At 41.9% G+C, this 16,121-nt stretch carries 15 protein-coding genes; 9 read left to right on the top strand and 6 right to left on the bottom strand.

Annotation, left to right across the window (positions count from 1 at the left end):
• The first annotated feature begins 289 nt into the window (after positions 1–289).
• On the top strand, positions 290–1,453 hold the full coding sequence (locus ACOFKR_RS02805; RefSeq protein ID WP_419802515.1) for a hypothetical protein: 1,164 nt from the start codon (positions 290–292) through the stop codon (positions 1,451–1,453).
• Positions 1,454–1,661: 208 nt separating this feature from the next.
• Here the strand turns inward: ACOFKR_RS02805 and ACOFKR_RS02800 are convergent, their stop codons facing one another.
• Positions 1,662–1,994: a hypothetical protein gene (locus ACOFKR_RS02800; RefSeq protein WP_419802514.1), complete on the bottom strand. Its 333-nt coding sequence runs from the start codon at positions 1,992–1,994 to the stop codon at positions 1,662–1,664.
• Between the two features lie 108 nt (positions 1,995–2,102).
• Between ACOFKR_RS02800 and ACOFKR_RS02795 the strand changes: the two genes are divergently transcribed.
• The 4 genes from ACOFKR_RS02795 (at position 2,103) to ACOFKR_RS02780 (ending at position 5,681) form a co-directional block, all read left to right on the top strand.
• Positions 2,103–2,810: a hypothetical protein gene (locus ACOFKR_RS02795; protein WP_419802513.1), complete on the top strand. Its 708-nt coding sequence runs from the start codon at positions 2,103–2,105 to the stop codon at positions 2,808–2,810.
• A gap of 3 nt (positions 2,811–2,813) precedes the next feature.
• Positions 2,814–3,170 carry a hypothetical protein gene (locus ACOFKR_RS02790; RefSeq protein WP_419802512.1) on the top strand — a complete coding sequence of 119 codons (357 nt, stop codon included), beginning with the start codon at positions 2,814–2,816 and terminating at the stop codon, positions 3,168–3,170.
• 404 nt (positions 3,171–3,574) lie between these two features.
• Entirely contained in the window at positions 3,575–5,023 is a 1,449-nt protein-coding gene (gene asnS, locus ACOFKR_RS02785; protein WP_419802511.1) for an asparagine--tRNA ligase, read from the top strand.
• Between the two features lie 139 nt (positions 5,024–5,162).
• On the top strand, positions 5,163–5,681 hold the full coding sequence (locus ACOFKR_RS02780) for a GNAT family N-acetyltransferase (RefSeq protein WP_419802510.1): 519 nt from the start codon (positions 5,163–5,165) through the stop codon (positions 5,679–5,681).
• Between the two features lie 4 nt (positions 5,682–5,685).
• Here ACOFKR_RS02780 and ACOFKR_RS02775 read toward each other — a convergent pair whose 3' ends face one another.
• Complete coding sequence (locus ACOFKR_RS02775; RefSeq protein ID WP_419802509.1) at positions 5,686–6,630, bottom strand: hypothetical protein; 945 nt, start codon at positions 6,628–6,630, stop codon at positions 5,686–5,688.
• Positions 6,631–6,864: 234 nt separating this feature from the next.
• On the opposite strand from ACOFKR_RS02775, the gene ACOFKR_RS02770 reads away from it, so the two are divergent.
• Together ACOFKR_RS02770 and ACOFKR_RS02765 are read left to right on the top strand one after the other, a co-directional pair.
• On the top strand, positions 6,865–7,152 hold the full coding sequence (locus ACOFKR_RS02770) for a hypothetical protein (protein ID WP_419802508.1): 288 nt from the start codon (positions 6,865–6,867) through the stop codon (positions 7,150–7,152).
• Positions 7,153–7,420: 268 nt separating this feature from the next.
• On the top strand, positions 7,421–7,849 hold the full coding sequence (locus tag ACOFKR_RS02765; protein ID WP_419802507.1) for a hypothetical protein: 429 nt from the start codon (positions 7,421–7,423) through the stop codon (positions 7,847–7,849).
• A gap of 129 nt (positions 7,850–7,978) precedes the next feature.
• Here ACOFKR_RS02765 and ACOFKR_RS02760 read toward each other — a convergent pair whose 3' ends face one another.
• Genes ACOFKR_RS02760 through secA form a run of 3 tightly spaced genes read right to left on the bottom strand, consistent with a single transcriptional unit; the run spans position 7,979 to position 12,942 of the window.
• The gene (locus tag ACOFKR_RS02760) at positions 7,979–9,163 is read right to left on the bottom strand and encodes a M20 metallopeptidase family protein (protein ID WP_419802506.1); all 1,185 of its coding nucleotides are present in this window, start codon (positions 9,161–9,163) and stop codon (positions 7,979–7,981) included.
• Entirely contained in the window at positions 9,150–9,623 is a 474-nt protein-coding gene (locus tag ACOFKR_RS02755) for an SPOR domain-containing protein (protein ID WP_419802505.1), read from the bottom strand. Before ACOFKR_RS02755 ends, ACOFKR_RS02760 begins: the two co-directional genes overlap by 14 nt.
• 10 nt (positions 9,624–9,633) lie before the next feature.
• On the bottom strand, positions 9,634–12,942 hold the full coding sequence (secA, locus tag ACOFKR_RS02750) for a preprotein translocase subunit SecA (RefSeq protein WP_419803607.1): 3,309 nt from the start codon (positions 12,940–12,942) through the stop codon (positions 9,634–9,636).
• 145 nt (positions 12,943–13,087) lie between these two features.
• Here secA and purD point away from each other — a divergent pair, with 145 nt between their 5' ends.
• Together purD and ACOFKR_RS02740 are read left to right on the top strand one after the other, a co-directional pair.
• Positions 13,088–14,362, top strand: coding sequence for a phosphoribosylamine--glycine ligase (gene purD / locus ACOFKR_RS02745; RefSeq protein ID WP_419802504.1), 1,275 nt, complete (start codon positions 13,088–13,090; stop codon positions 14,360–14,362).
• Between the two features lie 72 nt (positions 14,363–14,434).
• Positions 14,435–14,929, top strand: coding sequence for a DinB family protein (locus ACOFKR_RS02740; protein ID WP_419802503.1), 495 nt, complete (start codon positions 14,435–14,437; stop codon positions 14,927–14,929).
• A gap of 61 nt (positions 14,930–14,990) precedes the next feature.
• Here the strand turns inward: ACOFKR_RS02740 and ACOFKR_RS02735 are convergent, their stop codons facing one another.
• Entirely contained in the window at positions 14,991–16,106 is a 1,116-nt protein-coding gene (locus tag ACOFKR_RS02735; RefSeq protein ID WP_419802502.1) for a redoxin domain-containing protein, read from the bottom strand.
• Between the last annotated feature and the right edge of the window lie 15 nt (positions 16,107–16,121).

The raw sequence follows: 16,121 nt of genomic DNA, 5'->3' as shown, positions 1-16,121 counted from the left end.
TTTTAGTGTAAATCAAATTATGGCCGCTTGTTTCCGCTTCCCTTCGTGCCTACACGGTTGCTAATTGCGCTTGAAGCAGCATTGCCGGCAGTTGTTTTACCAATGTTGTTATTGTAAAAAGTTTATCTTTCTGACGCAAAAAACAACGCACCTTCAAAAAAGCAAACGCTGGTTTTAGGTTGAATTTGGGTTTTGGGTTTGGTTAAACATAAGCAGCGTTAGCTTGTAATAGAGGATCATTTAATCAGTTATGCTAAAATTTACTGTACTGTTATTATTTATTCCTGCCATGATGTACGCGCAAAATGAAGAACTTTATTTAAACGATCATAATATTATCTCCGGTCAAAAAAGCAATTACCGGTGCCGTAAAGATTATGGACTGTCTAAAGGTTATGCGCTATGCTACAATTGCTTCAACGCGCAAAACAAGCTGGTAAAAGAACTCAACCTTAACTTGCATGTTCCGGATTCTTTAAAAACAGAGGCTGATAAAAGCTTTATTTTCCATGACCCAAAAAATGGTGATTACCTGATCGGCGATTACAAAGATGGAAAGCGGTACAGCGGTTTTTTTAAGGAGGACGGTGCGCAGCTGGATTGGATGATCTATAGCTTTTATCAGGCTGGCGTGCGGTTAGGGCAAATTTATAACGATCAGTACAATACGGTTGCAAGCCGGGAAGATACCCAGGAGGCCTGGACTACTTTAGATTCAAAAAACACGTTTACCAACGGCATTTTAACAAGCGGCATAACCGTCAGCCCAATTGAGATGAAGGGCGAAGGCGGCAGTGCAGAACTTGTCCATGCCATTAAAGGCGGCCAGACGGTTTACTTTACGCTTGGTTTGTTTGCAGTAAATTATGGAGAATTTATTAAGGTAACGCCTACTGAACAAGGTTATCTGGTCCAAAGCTCGCAAAGCCGTTATCAGGTTCGGCTCAGTTACAACAAAAACGGAAGGAAAGCCGAAATCATCAATACAAACGGTAAAGTAGAAGATGTTATAAACTATCAGCTTTACAATTTGGAGGATATAGCCCAGGCCGATCATAAGCGGTCGTTTATTTATATAAAAAAGGACGATCAGTTGTATATTGAACAGGTAAAAGATAACCGGCAACTCGTTCGGGAAGACAGCCGGGCCCAGGATAACGAAAGCAGTGCTTACATGAACAAGATTGCCGGTAACCTTTACACCAAACGACCACTTGACAAGCGTTTTTTTATGAGTTTGCTAACCGATAAACCCGGTGGGATGCCAGACTATTTTGGACAATATGTTTATTATGAAGGCAAAGCTTATGGCCCGATTTACAAAAAGGGAACCCTGCCGGGAACTTACAGTATGGATGTACTTCAGCAGGGGAAAATAGTAATAGATAAGAAATATACCGTAAGAAATAAAACCCTTGCAGAAATTGCCGCAAGTTTTAAGCATGGTAAATAAGGGCTTGTTTAAATTACGGTTGACAAGTTTACAATGCTTCTTTTATACCGGTAAATTTTGCTTTTATATTTAGCTTTTATGGCCGATGAAAACCTGCTGAAAACCACCAAATTTTAGGTGGTAAAAGAAGTATCTGCACTGTTGTTTTAAAAGAGGTTGAACCAGATTAACGCCTATTACATTTTTGTTTTTATGCCGCAGTTGTTTATTACCTGGATATCACCATCGTAACAAGCAAAATAATGCCGATCAAAGCAATCGGATATGCCCAGTATTGCATTTTGATAAAAAACAGGGAGTGGTTTTGCTTGAGTAAGAACTCCTGGCCGGTTTGCTTATCAATCATGACCCTTGCTTTTGCAGGATTATTTAACTTGTTGCCAACAAACCAAATAACAGCGGCCGAAGCTAAAGTGCCTAAACACATCCCTAACAGCGGCACACGATTAAAGATGACACTGGTAACACCGCTAACCAAGCCACCCACTACAATAGTAATGATGGGGACTAAAAAACCGTAACCTCTCCAAATAATAAACATATCAATTGTTTTATGGTAAATATTAAAATAACTTATTTCTTACTTCAACCCTAAACAAAAAATAAGCATAACAGTTAAATCGGCAGAAGTTTTTTAAAATTCCGATACATGTTTCTTTACTATCAGGTACGTACGCATCATTATAAAACCGAAGCTGTTCCTCAAATTATTTGCCCAGTTTGTAACACAGGAGGCCACTTGCAAATAAGTATTATGCAAAAATATATGTGGACGCTGGGGCCGGTTGCGCCTTCGTCTAAATACGCAGTGGCTTTTTGCGGGCACTGTAACCAATACGTACCGAAAGTAAAATGGACGGATGAAATGGACAGCAGTTTCCGCACTTTAAAGCAAGACCTTAAAACACCCGGCCGCTTGTATCGCGGGCTGCTGGTATTCCCGCTTTTGATAGCTTTAATTGTTGGCATTGCCTTTCTTTTTATAAAAACCGGTCAGCAAAAGCAGGAAAACAACCAGGTTTTGATCAAAGAGGCCATCTCAAACCCTCGCAAAGGAGACATATTTCAAATTACGCACACCGATGGCACACATACTTATTATACTTATTTCAGGGTAGCGGGCAGCCGTGGCGACAGTATTTATTTCAACCCATCCAAAGTACATATCACCGATATAAAAAAAATGAAAGAATGGGACGAGGTGCCTTTAAACAATGATGCTTATGAGCAGGGGCAAATCGGGTTTTCCATCAGCCAGGCACAAGCGGCAGATATGTTCACTTACGTTAGCCAGCCAGTACAATACGGGATGGTATGGAGTTTATACCGAAACGGGCATCTTTACAAAAAATATTAAATTATGGCATTTGAAGGATACAATAAGGCGAAACCGCAGTTTGGCAACCCTTACGCTGATTACGAATATTATGGCAAACACTCCAGGCGTACCTGGCCTTCACTGGTTTTTTGTTTGATTTTTGGTGCCGGCCTGTGTTACCTGGCCTGGTATCGCTGGCATGAACTCAATATGGCCGAGATAATGGGAAGTTATATATCCGTTACAACCATCGAGTGGGCACTGTACAAAGTTGGCGGAAAGTGGGGCGTGGCAGCCATTTTATCATTGCTGGGCATCGGTTTTGCCTATTTGGGCGTTTATAACTACAAACGGCTGGAAAAAATGAAATCATCTGACATGCCTTTCCCCAAAAGTTAAGTTACTGGTAAATTTTGTACCGATAATCCTATCAAAACAAATTTATCAAGCTAAACTTTTTTTTAAATAGCCTGAAAACAGGAATCATACAACCGGACGTAACTGGAGTAAACAAAAAACGCAATGCTTCTTTTATCACCTGAATTTTGCTTTTTTACAATCATTCCCGATTTAAAAAACGCAAAACCACTAAATTTTAGGTGATAAAAGAAGCATTAAAATACGCTTTAAATCAAAGTTAAATAAACATTAACTTTAACCAAAGCTGGTTGCAAATGACTGAACCTGCCAAAAACTTTCTGTTTATCAGGATTAAGTTTTGCAGTTTTTCAAAATACAATCCTTAAAATCCGGCAGTGCTTAAATAATTGTATTTTCGCGGCTCCAAAAAATACTTTATTGATATGAGGCAGCGAACAAAAATCAAATCGCTTTTGCAAAGCGCGGAAACCGGATTTGAAACTACCGTAAAAGGCTGGGTGCGCACTTTCCGCAACAACCAGTTTATTGCTTTAAATGATGGCTCAACCAACCTAAATTTGCAAATTGTTGTTGATTTTGAAAATACCGATCCGGCAATTTTAAAAAGCATAACAACCGGCGCGGCCATCAGCGTAACCGGACAAGTTGTTGCTTCGTTGGGAAAAGGCCAAAAAGTAGAGCTAAAAGCAGCATCAATCGAAATTCTGGGCGATTCTGATCCGGAAAAATATCCGCTTCAGCCCAAAAAACACAGCTTGGAATTTCTGCGTGAAATTGCGCATTTACGTTTTCGTACCAATACTTTCGGTGCTGTTTTTAGGGTGAGAAATACCTTGGCTTTTGCTGTGCACCAGTTTTTCCAGGAGCGCGGATTTGTGTATTTGAACACGCCAATTATTACCGCTTCGGATGCAGAAGGCGCAGGCGAGACGTTCCACGTGACTAATTTCGACTTAAATAATGTGCCGAAAACAGCAGAAGGAGAAATTGATTTCACAGCAGATTTCTTCGGAAAAGCAACTAACTTAACGGTTTCCGGTCAGTTGGAAGGCGAATTGGGCGCAATGGCTTTGAGTGATATTTATACTTTCGGTCCAACTTTCCGTGCAGAAAATTCTAACACCACGCGACATTTGGCAGAATTTTGGATGATCGAGCCGGAAATGGCTTTTTATAATTTGGACGATAATGCTGATTTAGCCGAAGAATTGCTAAAACAGGTGATAAAAGAAGCATTGGAAAAAAATACTGACGACCTGGAATTTTTAGCGCAACGTTTAGCCGAAGAAGAAAAGCAAAAACCGCAGCAGGAACGCTCGGAAATGACTTTGCTGGAGAAGCTGCAATTTTGTTTGGACAACGATTTTGAACGGCTGACTTATACCGAAGCAATTGAAATCCTCAAAAATTCTTCTCAAAACAAAAAGAAGAAATTTACATATTTAATTGAAGGCTGGGGCGCGGATCTGCAATCAGAACATGAGCGTTATTTAGTTGAAAAACACTTTAAAAAACCAGTGATTTTAACGGATTATCCGGCCGCGATCAAAGCTTTTTATATGCGCCAGAACGAACCGGACGCAGAAGGGCGAAAAACCGTTCGGGCAATGGATATTTTATTTCCCGGAATCGGCGAAATGGTTGGCGGATCACAGCGGGAAGAACGTTTGGACAAGCTGGAACAACGCATGGATGAGATGAATATCCCGAAAGAAGAACTGGATTGGTATTTGGACACGCGCCGTTTTGGTGCCTGCGAACACGCAGGTTTTGGTTTAGGTTTTGAGCGATTGGTACAATTTGTAACAGGAATGGGCAACATCCGCGACGTGATCCCTTTCCCGCGTTTTCCAAAAAATGCAGCGTTTTAGGTTGAATCGAAACGCATAAACAACACACCCCTAACCCCTCTCAAGAGGGGGAAATCGCTTGCAGACCTCTATAAACTACAAGGTATTAAACTATGCTTCCCCTCTTGAGAGGGGTTAGGGGTGTGTTAATAAATAACCTATGAATCCGGAAGTTTCCATCCGCCAAGTAACTATCGAAGAAGCTGTCGGATTTGCAAAGTTTGGTGCAGCTTTATTTAAAGAAACTTTTGCTGAGTCTAATTCTGCAGAAGATATGAAATTGTATCTGGAAGAGAGTTTTGCAATTGAAAAGATTCAACAAGAATTAGCTGATCTAAACACATACTGTTTTTATGCCACTAAAAACAGTATGCCCGTTGGTTGTATGAAACTGATATTGACGGATGCTTCTTTTACCGGCATAAAATCAGCAGAACTTTCAAGATTGTATGTTTCCAAACTTTATCATAATCAAAAAGTTGGTGCAGGTTTGATGCAATTTGCCATTGATTTCTCCCGAAAAAATCAAGCTGAAAAACTATGGCTGGGCGTTTGGGAACACAACCAAAAAGCAATCAACTTTTATTTGGATTGGGGATTTGTAAAAACCGGGGAAATGGATTTTAAACTTGGGAATGATAAGCAATGTGATTGGCTGATGGAAAAAACTTTAACCTGAAATTTTACTTTTCTAAATGATAATCTTTGTGCAAAACCAAGAAACTTGCACGTTCTTCTTTATGAAAAGGCACGTCCCAATTGCCCTGATAAGTAATTTTAGTCGGGAGCAGTTCGCCGTCAAAACGGTTTAGTTCAATGTTCATCTGCACGTTAAAATCCATCACAAAATTTTTAAATTTCATATCAACATAACGGCCAAGTATCTGAAAATCACGCTGATCAAAAATGGTTGTCAACTCTTTGATCATCACTTCGTCTTTTTGATCTGAATTTAAACTTGGGCGCTGGGTTACTTTAAAACGATAAACCGGGATCGAATCTAAATAAGTACCTTTTGCAAAATCATAACGATAATAATTACGCATTTGCGGCGAGAAAATTTCTGTTTTTTTACTGATAAAAGGAATACCGCTGACCGGCCGTCCCGGACTGAAAATGAGGGTTTTTAACTTGTCTTTATAAGATTCATTTTTGCCTCCTGAATTTGGGGAATCGCCGCCTTTTACAAAATCAGAATTGTAAGCGTTCATAAAAATGTAATCAAACATTTCGGTGGTATAAAGCTCGTATTTGCCGTTGCGTTTAAAAACCTGTCCGCTGTCGCGCTTGGCCAAATACTGAATTTTGTGCGCGCCGGCCACATTGCTGTGCTTTAATTTCCGATAGATTTTACCATTCACCCGATCATTTTTATCATATGTATAAATCCGGTTTTCGGCTGTAAAAGCATACTTTTTCATGTTGCGGAAGGCTTCATAAAAGCTGGTGTCGCGCAAAATTTGGTCAATAAAATCCTGTGCATTTAAGCCGCTTCGGCCACGGATAGTTGCCACGGCAGAATCAATTACAATGGTTTTGACCGTATCCGGATTGAAACGGTTGATCTGCTGGCTGAAAGCATTATTTAAGCAACATAAAAACAGTATGGAAAGGCCGATATACTTCATCAATAATTAAAATAATACTTGTAAAAGTAAGGATAAGCAATCCTAAAAAGGCAGCTAATCCCAACAAATCAAAATAAACCAATTGTTTTTCCCTGCGTGGTTACTTTAAAAAAATGCGTATCAGCACGTATGCAAATACCGTTTTACAACGGTTAAATCCGGCTGCTTTTCATCAGAACTTTACATTCATGATCCACAAGGATTGTACAGGTAAAAATGAAAAGATTACTCATTATGATTCTGTTAAGTACAGGATTGGCTGCACAGGCTCAGCAAAAAACAGAACTAACCCAGGGTTGCTGGGTGATTGAAAGTAATACCGCTTCCCCAAAAAAACAAACGGTAAAATTTTACAACACAAACCAGCAATTGCTTTACCAGGAAGATTACAACAGCAAAGTATTAAACAGTTCCAGAAAACGGATACGTAAGATGCTTGATGGCGTTTTGACCACTGTTTTAAGCAATAACCATGCGTTGGGAAATACTGCACTTGCAAACTTAATCAGTCACAAACATTAACTTAACTATCTAATATAAAGTAATTTATCATGCTGATTGATCCTATTAGCTTAGTTCTTCTGTTTTACTTTATCAACTTATTGGAAGATTATATTGATATTATTTTGAGTGTGTATTTTTTAAACTTTCTGCGGAGGATTTGCCGCATGAAGTTTAGAATAATAAAACCCAAACCAGCAGTTGAGAAGTTCCAAGTCAGCAATATAATTGAATGATCGTTGTACCCAATTTTACAAGTAACTATTCAAACTTTTTAAAAATAACAATTATGAAAACATTAAAATCAACCATTTTTATCGGCTTCTTGCTTTTGTTCGGAACTGCCAAGGCAGATAAGCCAAAAACACATGCTTCTTTTAGCATAACTTTTTCTATCACCGCATTTATTGATGCCGATGCACGCGGTTTATGTGATGGTTTGGCGGATATTATTGCCGATAACGCCAGGTTTGACCTAATGCGCGGCAACCAGATCATCAGCATAAACAAAAAACAATTGCTAAACCAAATGGAAACTTTGCGTGGCGTACAGCAAAATTGCACTACAAAATTTGATATTTTAGAAACCCGCGGCAGTTATGTTTTGATAAAAGTAGAAATGAAATATCCAACTTTTGTTCGCGTTAATTATGTAACGATGAACGAATGCAGCGATGGCTGGAAAATCACAAATGTCACAAGTGTTTTTACCAAGTAAATTTTAATTTTTGATCTTTATGCAAAGGGGGAAATTTTATTTAGATGTTGAAATTTAATGAGGGTTTCTTCCTTCCATAAAAAAGATAAAACGACGGGACAAATTTATACCGATAAAAACAGTATCGGCTTAATTGCCCAACTGTTTTAAAGCAAGATAAGCCATTAAACCGGTACTTACTTCCAGCGAACTTTCGTCCACATCAAAAGTTGGTGTATGTACAGAAGATACGATTCCGCGTGCTTCATTGCGCGTTCCCAATCGGTAAAAACAGGCATCGGCCACTTGCGAATAATAGGCAAAATCTTCAGCGGCCATCCACAAATCCAGATCCAAAACGTTTTCTTTTCCTAAATAATCTTCTGCAAAAGCCCGGACATTAGCGGTTAGTTTTTCTTCATTGATCAAAAACGGATAGCCCTTTCTGATCTCAAAATCACATGTGGCACCCATACTTTCGGCCATGCCTTCCGCCATTTGTTTCATGCGGACGTGTGCTTCCTGCCGCCAGTTTTCATCCATCGTCCGGAATGTTCCTTCCAAGTAAACTTCATTTGGGATTACGTTCGTTGCACCATTAGCAATTACTTTCCCAAAAGATAAAACAGAGGGCGATTTCGGATCAGCAAAACGGCTAACTACCTGTTGCAGAGCCGTTAAAATATGCGCCGTAATAATTACCGGGTCAATATTTTGCTGTGGCTGCGCGCCGTGGCCGCCTTTTCCTTTTACGGTAACATACAGTTCATCGGTAGAAGCCATGTATTTTCCGGCACGAAAACCAACTTTTCCGGCATCAATCAGCGGCATTACGTGCTGGCCGATTACGGCTTGCGGCTTCGGGTTTTCCAGTACGCCTTCTGCAATCATCAAACTTGCGCCGCCGGGCAGTTTCTCTTCCGCAGGCTGAAAAATAAATTTTACCGTTCCGCCAAATTTAGCTTTCAACTGATTTAAGATATGCGCCGTGCCCAGCAAAGACGACGTGTGCACATCATGGCCGCAAGCGTGCATCACACCCGGGTTTTGCGATTTATAAGGCACATCATTGGTTTCTAAAATCGGCAGCGCGTCCATATCGCCTCGCAAAGCTACCACTTGGTTTGATGGTTTTTCGCCCTGCAGCAAAGCAACCAAACCATTTCCGGCCATGCGTTCATACGAAATCCCAAGTTCATCCAGCTTGCCTGCCACGTAAACCCGCGTATTTTCTTCTTCAAAAGAAAGTTCGGGGTTTTGGTGCAGATGCCTGCGGCTGGCGATTACTTCCTGATGTATATTTTTGGCAAGTTCTTTTATTTTAGTTTTTAGCATCAGCAGCGTCGGGTTTAGGTAGATTGATTTTTTCGGAAAGCAAAAACAACGTTGGAAACTGCGGCCGGATATCGCGCATCAGTTTTTGTGCTTCCAACCGAGTCCTGAAATCACCGGCTTTGAGCTTGTAATTAGGTTCGCGATAAATAATATAGGTGCGCAAATCAGGATAAAGCTCATTAAAAGCAGCCTGTTTTGCATAAATTTCATTGCGTTTTGGGCTGATGAAAAACTGTACACGATAGCCATAACCAGAACTGTTTCCGATTTTTCCTAACGGGGATTTTATATCGATTAAACGGTGTGCAATGATCGAATCAATCCGCGGGTCTTTGATTACCTCAACTTCCCCGCGTATTTGTGCGGAGGATTTTACAGTCAGAAAAAACATTGATAAAAGAAGCATCCAGACTGGTGTTGCCCGGATGCTTCTTTTAGGGTATAAATTTTGGTGTGTCATCCAGAATAATTTATGCTGAACCTACACCGTGGCAGTTTTTGTATTTTTTACCGCTTCCGCAAGGGCAGGGATCATTTCTGCCAATTTTCTGCTCCACTTTTACAGGCGTTGGTTTTTGCAGTTCGCGTGTGTCTTCATCCGGCACGCCGTTGGTTTCGTGTACCAATTGCGGTTTAGAAACGCGCATCTGCCGCATATCCAGCTTTGGCTCCGGCCTTGCTTCACGGATTTCTTCCGGTTGCTGCTGTACCGGAATGCCTCCTTTAAACAGGAAACTTACAATTTCCTTGTTTACACTGGCCAGCATCTGGCGGAACAATTCAAAAGCTTCAAACTTGTAAACCAGCAACGGGTCTTTCTGCTCGTAAACGGCGTTTTGTACTGATTGCTTCAGCTCGTCCATTTCGCGCAAATGTTCTTTCCAGGCATCATCAATAAAGGTCAAAACCACGTTTTTCTCGAAGGATTTCAATACTTCCTGACCATTGTTTTCCACTGCTTTTTGCAACGGGACAGCAACTTGAATGCCATGAACACCATCTGTAAAAGGCACAATAATGTTTTCGATCATGTTGCCGCGCGTATCATAAACATCTTTCAAAACTGGATAAGCCTGTTTGGCAATCGCCTCTGATTTGCGTTTATAAAAATCCGTAATCTCGTGGAAAGCCGTTTCAACCAATGCCATACTGTTTTTAGCGGTAAAATCTTCGGCTGTAATTGCTGTATCAACTGAAAACAAACGGATCATCTCCAACTGAAAACCTTCATAGTTGTTGGCGTCTTTAAACTCGGTTACCACATCTTCTGTTACATCAAAAATGGTATTGTTCAAATCAACATCCAGCCGTTCGCCAAACAACGCATTTTTACGGCGCGTGTAGATAACGGTACGCTGCGAGTTCATCACGTCATCATACTCCAGCAAACGTTTACGGATGCCAAAGTTGTTCTCTTCTACTTTTTTCTGTGCGCGTTCGATAGATTTGGTGATCATGGAATGCTGGATTACTTCACCATCCTCAATGCCCATTTTTACCATCAGTCCCGAAATCCGTTCGGAACCGAACAAACGCATCAGATCATCTTCCAGCGAAACGAAAAACTGCGAAGAACCCGGATCACCCTGACGACCGGAACGACCGCGCAACTGCCGGTCAACCCGGCGGGATTCATGGCGTTCTGTGCCCACAATGGCCAAACCACCGGCATCTTTTACTCCTTCGCCCAGCTTAATATCTGTACCACGGCCAGCCATATTGGTGGCAATGGTTACGGTTCCGGTTTTACCGGCTTCAGCAACAATATCCGCTTCTTTCTGGTGCATTTTGGCGTTCAAAACGTTATGTTTAATGCCACGCAATTTCAACATCCGGCTTAATAATTCAGATATTTCTACGGAAGTTGTACCCACCAAAACCGGTCGGCCAGCTTGCGTTAACGTTACAATTTCATCGGCAACGGCATTGTATTTTTCGCGCATGGTCCGGTAAACCAAATCCTGACGATCAGCACGGCTTGCAGGTGTATTGGTCGGTATTTCTACCACGTCCAGCTTGTATATTTCCCAGAATTCACCGGCTTCGGTAACTGCTGTACCCGTCATACCGCACAATTTGTGATACATTCTAAAATAGTTTTGCAGCGTAACTGTTGCAAAAGTTTGCGAGGCATCTTCCACCTTCACATTTTCTTTGGCTTCAATAGCCTGGTGCAAACCATCAGAATAACGACGGCCATCTAAAACACGGCCGGTTTGCTCATCCACGATCTTTACTTTTCCATCATCCAAAATGTATTCGGTATCGCGCTCAAACAAAGTATAAGCTTTAAGCAACTGGTTTACAGAATGGATACGTTCTGATTTGATGGAAAAATCGCGCATCAACTCATCTTTTTTAGCTACTTTTTCTTCTGCAGAAAAACTTGATTTTTCAATTTCGGCAACTTCCGTACCCACGTCCGGCATTACAAAAAAGTGCGGATCTTCACCGGAAGTGGTGATCAGTTCAATCCCTTTTTCGGTCAGTTCTACCGAGTTGTTTTTTTCATCAATTACAAAATAAAGCTCCTCATCCACTTTGGGCATTTCTTTATTCTGATCCTGCATGTAATAGTTTTCGGTTTTGTTGAGCACCGGTTTGATGTTCTGCTCGCTCAAAAACTTGATCAAAGCTTTGTTTTTTGGTAAACCGCGATGTGCCCGCAACAATGCCAAACCGCCTTCATCCACACCGGATTTTCCTTCCGCAATTTGCTTTTTGGCTTCATTCAGCTTGGTGGTTATGTACGCTTTCTGTACGTTTACCAAACGTTCAATACGTGGTTTCAAATCATAAAACTCATGCTCATCACCACGCGGAACCGGCCCAGAAATTATCAGCGGCGTACGGGCGTCATCAATTAAAACCGAATCCACCTCATCCACCATCGCGTAATGCAGTTTGCGCTGTACCAGTTCTTCAGGGCTGCGTGTCATGTTGTCACGCAGGTAATCAAAACCAAATTCGTTGTTGGTGCCAAAGGTAATATCTGCTAAATAAGCATTTCTGCGTTCTTCGGAGTTTGGCTCATGGCGATCTATACAATCTACCGACAAGCCATGAAACTCATACAATGGGCCCATCCATTCACTGTCCCGACGGGCCAGATAATCATTCACGGTAACGATGTGCACGCCTTGCCCGGCCAGGGCATTCAGGTAAGCAGGTAATGTTGCCACCAGCGTTTTACCTTCACCTGTTGCCATTTCGGCAATTTTTCCTTCGTGCAAAACGATACCGCCAATCAGCTGCACATCATAATGTACCATGTTCCACGTTACTTCGTTTCCGGCAGCCAGCCAGGAGTTGTGGTGAATGGCTTTATCGCCCGAAATCAAAACGTTCTTTTTATGAGCTGCCAGTTCCCGATCGAAATCTGTGGCCGTAACTTCCAGCGTTTTATTATTGGCCAGGCGGCGCGCTGTTTCTTTTACCACGGCAAAAGCTTCCGGCAAAATCTCCATCAAAATAACTTCAAGCTCTTTGTTGCGGTCTTTTTCCAGCTTATCAATTTCACCGTAAAGTTCCACTTTGCGGTTTACTTCGATAGAAGAATCGTTTTCTGCTTCCTCTTTTGCGGCTTTGATTTCGGCATCGGTTTTTTCTAAGCCTGCACTGATCCGGGCTTTGAAATCGATGGTTTTTGCGCGCAACTCATCATTACTGATCTGCTCCAGCTTGGCAAATTCTGCCTTTATTTTTTCTACCAAAGGCTGCACGCCTTTAACGTCCCGCTCCGATTTATTACCGAAAAGCTTACTGATAAATCCCAACATGTATTTGATCTTAAGATAAAATTCTTCGTTTGCAACAATTACGCCACCGCTGGCCGAGGCCAAAATGGCAGGTAAAATTACGGATTAATAACAGATTTATTGTAGCTTGGCTACAAAACACTCCTGCAAATTCTATCTTTACCGAATGAACATCCTGCTTCTCGGGTCCGGCGGAAGAGAAAGTGCTTTTGCCTGGAAATTATCGCAAAGCCCGAAATGCGATCAATTATTTATTGCGCCTGGTAACGCCGGAACCGGTATTTATGGCCAAAACGTTGATCTCAACGTAAATGATTTTGAAGGGATCAAAAATTTAGTGCATAAAAACAGCATTGATCTGGTTTTGGTTGGCCCGGAAGAACCGCTGGTAAACGGCATCCATGATTTTTTCCTGGCGGATGGATCGCTCAAAAACATTCCTGTGATCGGTCCGCAAAAGCAAGCCGCACAATTGGAAGGCAGCAAGGATTTTTCCAAAGAATTTATGTTTAAAAACAGCATCCCAACGGCTGCTTCCAAAACATTTACACCCGAAACGCTGGACGAAGGTTTGGCTTACCTGGCCACACATGGTTTGCCTATTGTGTTAAAAGCCGATGGTTTGGCCGCGGGAAAAGGCGTTTTGATCTGCACCGGTTGGGAAGAAGCACAACAGGAATTAACGGCCATGCTGCGTGATGCCAAATTTGGTGCCGCCAGTAAAAAAGTTGTTGTTGAGGAGTTTTTGCAAGGCATAGAATTGTCTGTTTTTGTGCTTACGGACGGCAAAAACTACAAAATTTTGCCCGAAGCTAAAGACTACAAACGCATTGGCGAGGGCGATACCGGTTTAAATACTGGCGGCATGGGTTCTGTTTCGCCGGTGCCATTTGCGGATGCTACTTTTATGGCCAAAGTTGAGGAGCGCATTGTAAAACCAACCATGCAGGGTTTGCAAAATGCAAATATTCCGTATGTCGGTTTTATTTTTATCGGCTTGATGAACTGCGGCGGCGAACCTTACGTAATCGAGTATAATTGCCGCATGGGCGACCCGGAAACGGAATCGGTTTTACCGCGGATTGAGAATGATCTGGTAGAAATTTTACAAGCCACAGCATCAGGCAATCTGGATCAGATCAACCTTAAAATTTCCGATCAAATTGCGGCAACCGTAATGATGGTGGCTGGCGGCTATCCCGGCGAATATCTTAAGAACAGAACCATAACAGGGATTGAAAATGTGCGCGGGTCCATGGTTTTTCAGGCCGGGACCAAGCTGGAAAACGGCGAAATTAAAACAGTCGGCGGCCGTGTTTTGGCCATAACCAGCTTACAGGATACGATGTTTAACGCTTTGCAACAAGCTACTTTGGATGCTGCCCGGATTTATTTTGACGGTATGCAATTTAGGAAAGACATTGGTTTTGACCTGATCTGAAATTTTACCCGATAAAAGAAGTATCACCTTGCTAATTTCCATCAAACAAAAATCCAACTTAAAACAATAAAAATGGCCTTAAACGAAGCATTTATACAAGAATTAAAACGCGAATCCGCTTTAACCGAACGGATTTTTGAACGTATCCCTGATGAAAAATTTGGCTGGAAACCGCACGAAAAAAGCATGAGCATTGGTGCCCTGGCCAATCATGTTGCACAGCTAACCTCCTGGATTACACCGATTATCCAACAAGAAAATATGGATTTTTCCGTTCCTGACAATCGGCCGATACCTGCGGCAACACAGGCAGAACTTCTGCAAAACCACAAAAAGCACGTGGCCAATGCTTTGGCCGCGCTGGAAAGTGCTTCGGATGAAACGTTATTGGCCAACTGGAAACTACAGCACGGCAACCATATTATTTTTGATATGCCGCGTATTAACGTTTTGCGTTTTATCGTGATGAACCACTTTATTCATCATCGTGGCCAGTTAACCGTTTATTTAAGGCTGAATGATCTGCCGGTTCCGGGATTATACGGGCCATCGGCAGACGAAAAATAGTTGATAAAAGAAGCATCGTATCAATTATATATCCAATGCTTCTTTTATCAACCTAAATTTGTTATTTCAGCACTTGTGCCAGCTTTTGCTCCAGTTCTTCACCACGCAAATCTTTGGCTACAATTTTTCCGGTTGGGTCAATCAGAAAGTTGCCGGGGATTGATTGGACACTGTATAATTTTGCAACCTCATTGTTCCAAAATTGAAGGTCAGAAACGTGGTTCCAGGCCAAACCATCATCTTTAATAGCTTGCAACCAGGCATTTTTACCGTTTGGCCGATCTAAGGAAACGCTCAAAATCGTAAAGTTTTTATTTTTATACTCATTGTAAGCTTTTACCACGTTCGGGTTTTCTTGCCGACAAGGGCCGCACCAGGAAGCCCAGAAATCCAGCAGCACGTATTTTCCTTTAAATGATGACAGGCTGATGGGTTTTCCGGCTGGGTCATTCTGTGTAAAATCCGGCGCAACAGAGCCTACTGCCGTTGCTTTCAGTTTTTCAATAGAGGCTTTGTAATCTTTGCCATTATTGCTGTTTTGTATCGCCGGGGACAAAGTGCCATAAAGCGGCATCACTTCGCTGTAACTTGGCGATGGGCCACCAAAAGCGCGCAAGGCATCCAAACTAACCAGCGATTGCGGGTTTTGCTGGATAAAAGTTTTCAAAACCGCCTTTTGCTCGGTTTGCAGTGCGGTAAATTTTTCGGCCAGTTTCGGGCGGTCTGCTTCTGTGGCTTTCTGATAATCGTTGTTCAAAACCTGCGCTTTATCCAGCACCGGCTTAATGGCCGCGGCCAGTTTTGCGTTGTCATCGTTTAATTTAGAACCGATGATTTTTGCTGTTTTTACCGAGTCTTTTCCGTTGATTGCAATCGTTCCGTTTTCGATATAAATATTCAGCACATCTGCTCCTCTGCCCAAACTTTGAAGCCCAGCCCCAGCATGGTCAAGCAGTAACAATGCTTGTGTTGGCGATGCAATATTTCCTTTAAACTCAAAATTTCCGGCTGTCAAAACAACAGAATCAGTGATGTTTTTCCCCTGATCGCGATGGATCAAATAAGCCCTAGCAGGCTGGTTAAGGTTTCCTATTTTCCCTTTTATATCATAATTAGCAGTTTGTGCAGTAGCCAGAAACGGCGAGGCCGACAGCATTATAAAAAGTATTTTTTTCATGTTGTTTTTTAGGTG

The sequence above is a fragment of the Mucilaginibacter sp. genome, assembly GCF_965201005.1.
Lineage (GTDB): Bacteria > Bacteroidota > Bacteroidia > Sphingobacteriales > Sphingobacteriaceae > Mucilaginibacter_A.
Note: the sequence above shows the minus strand (reverse complement) of the source record. Positions and strands in the feature narration are given on the sequence as shown.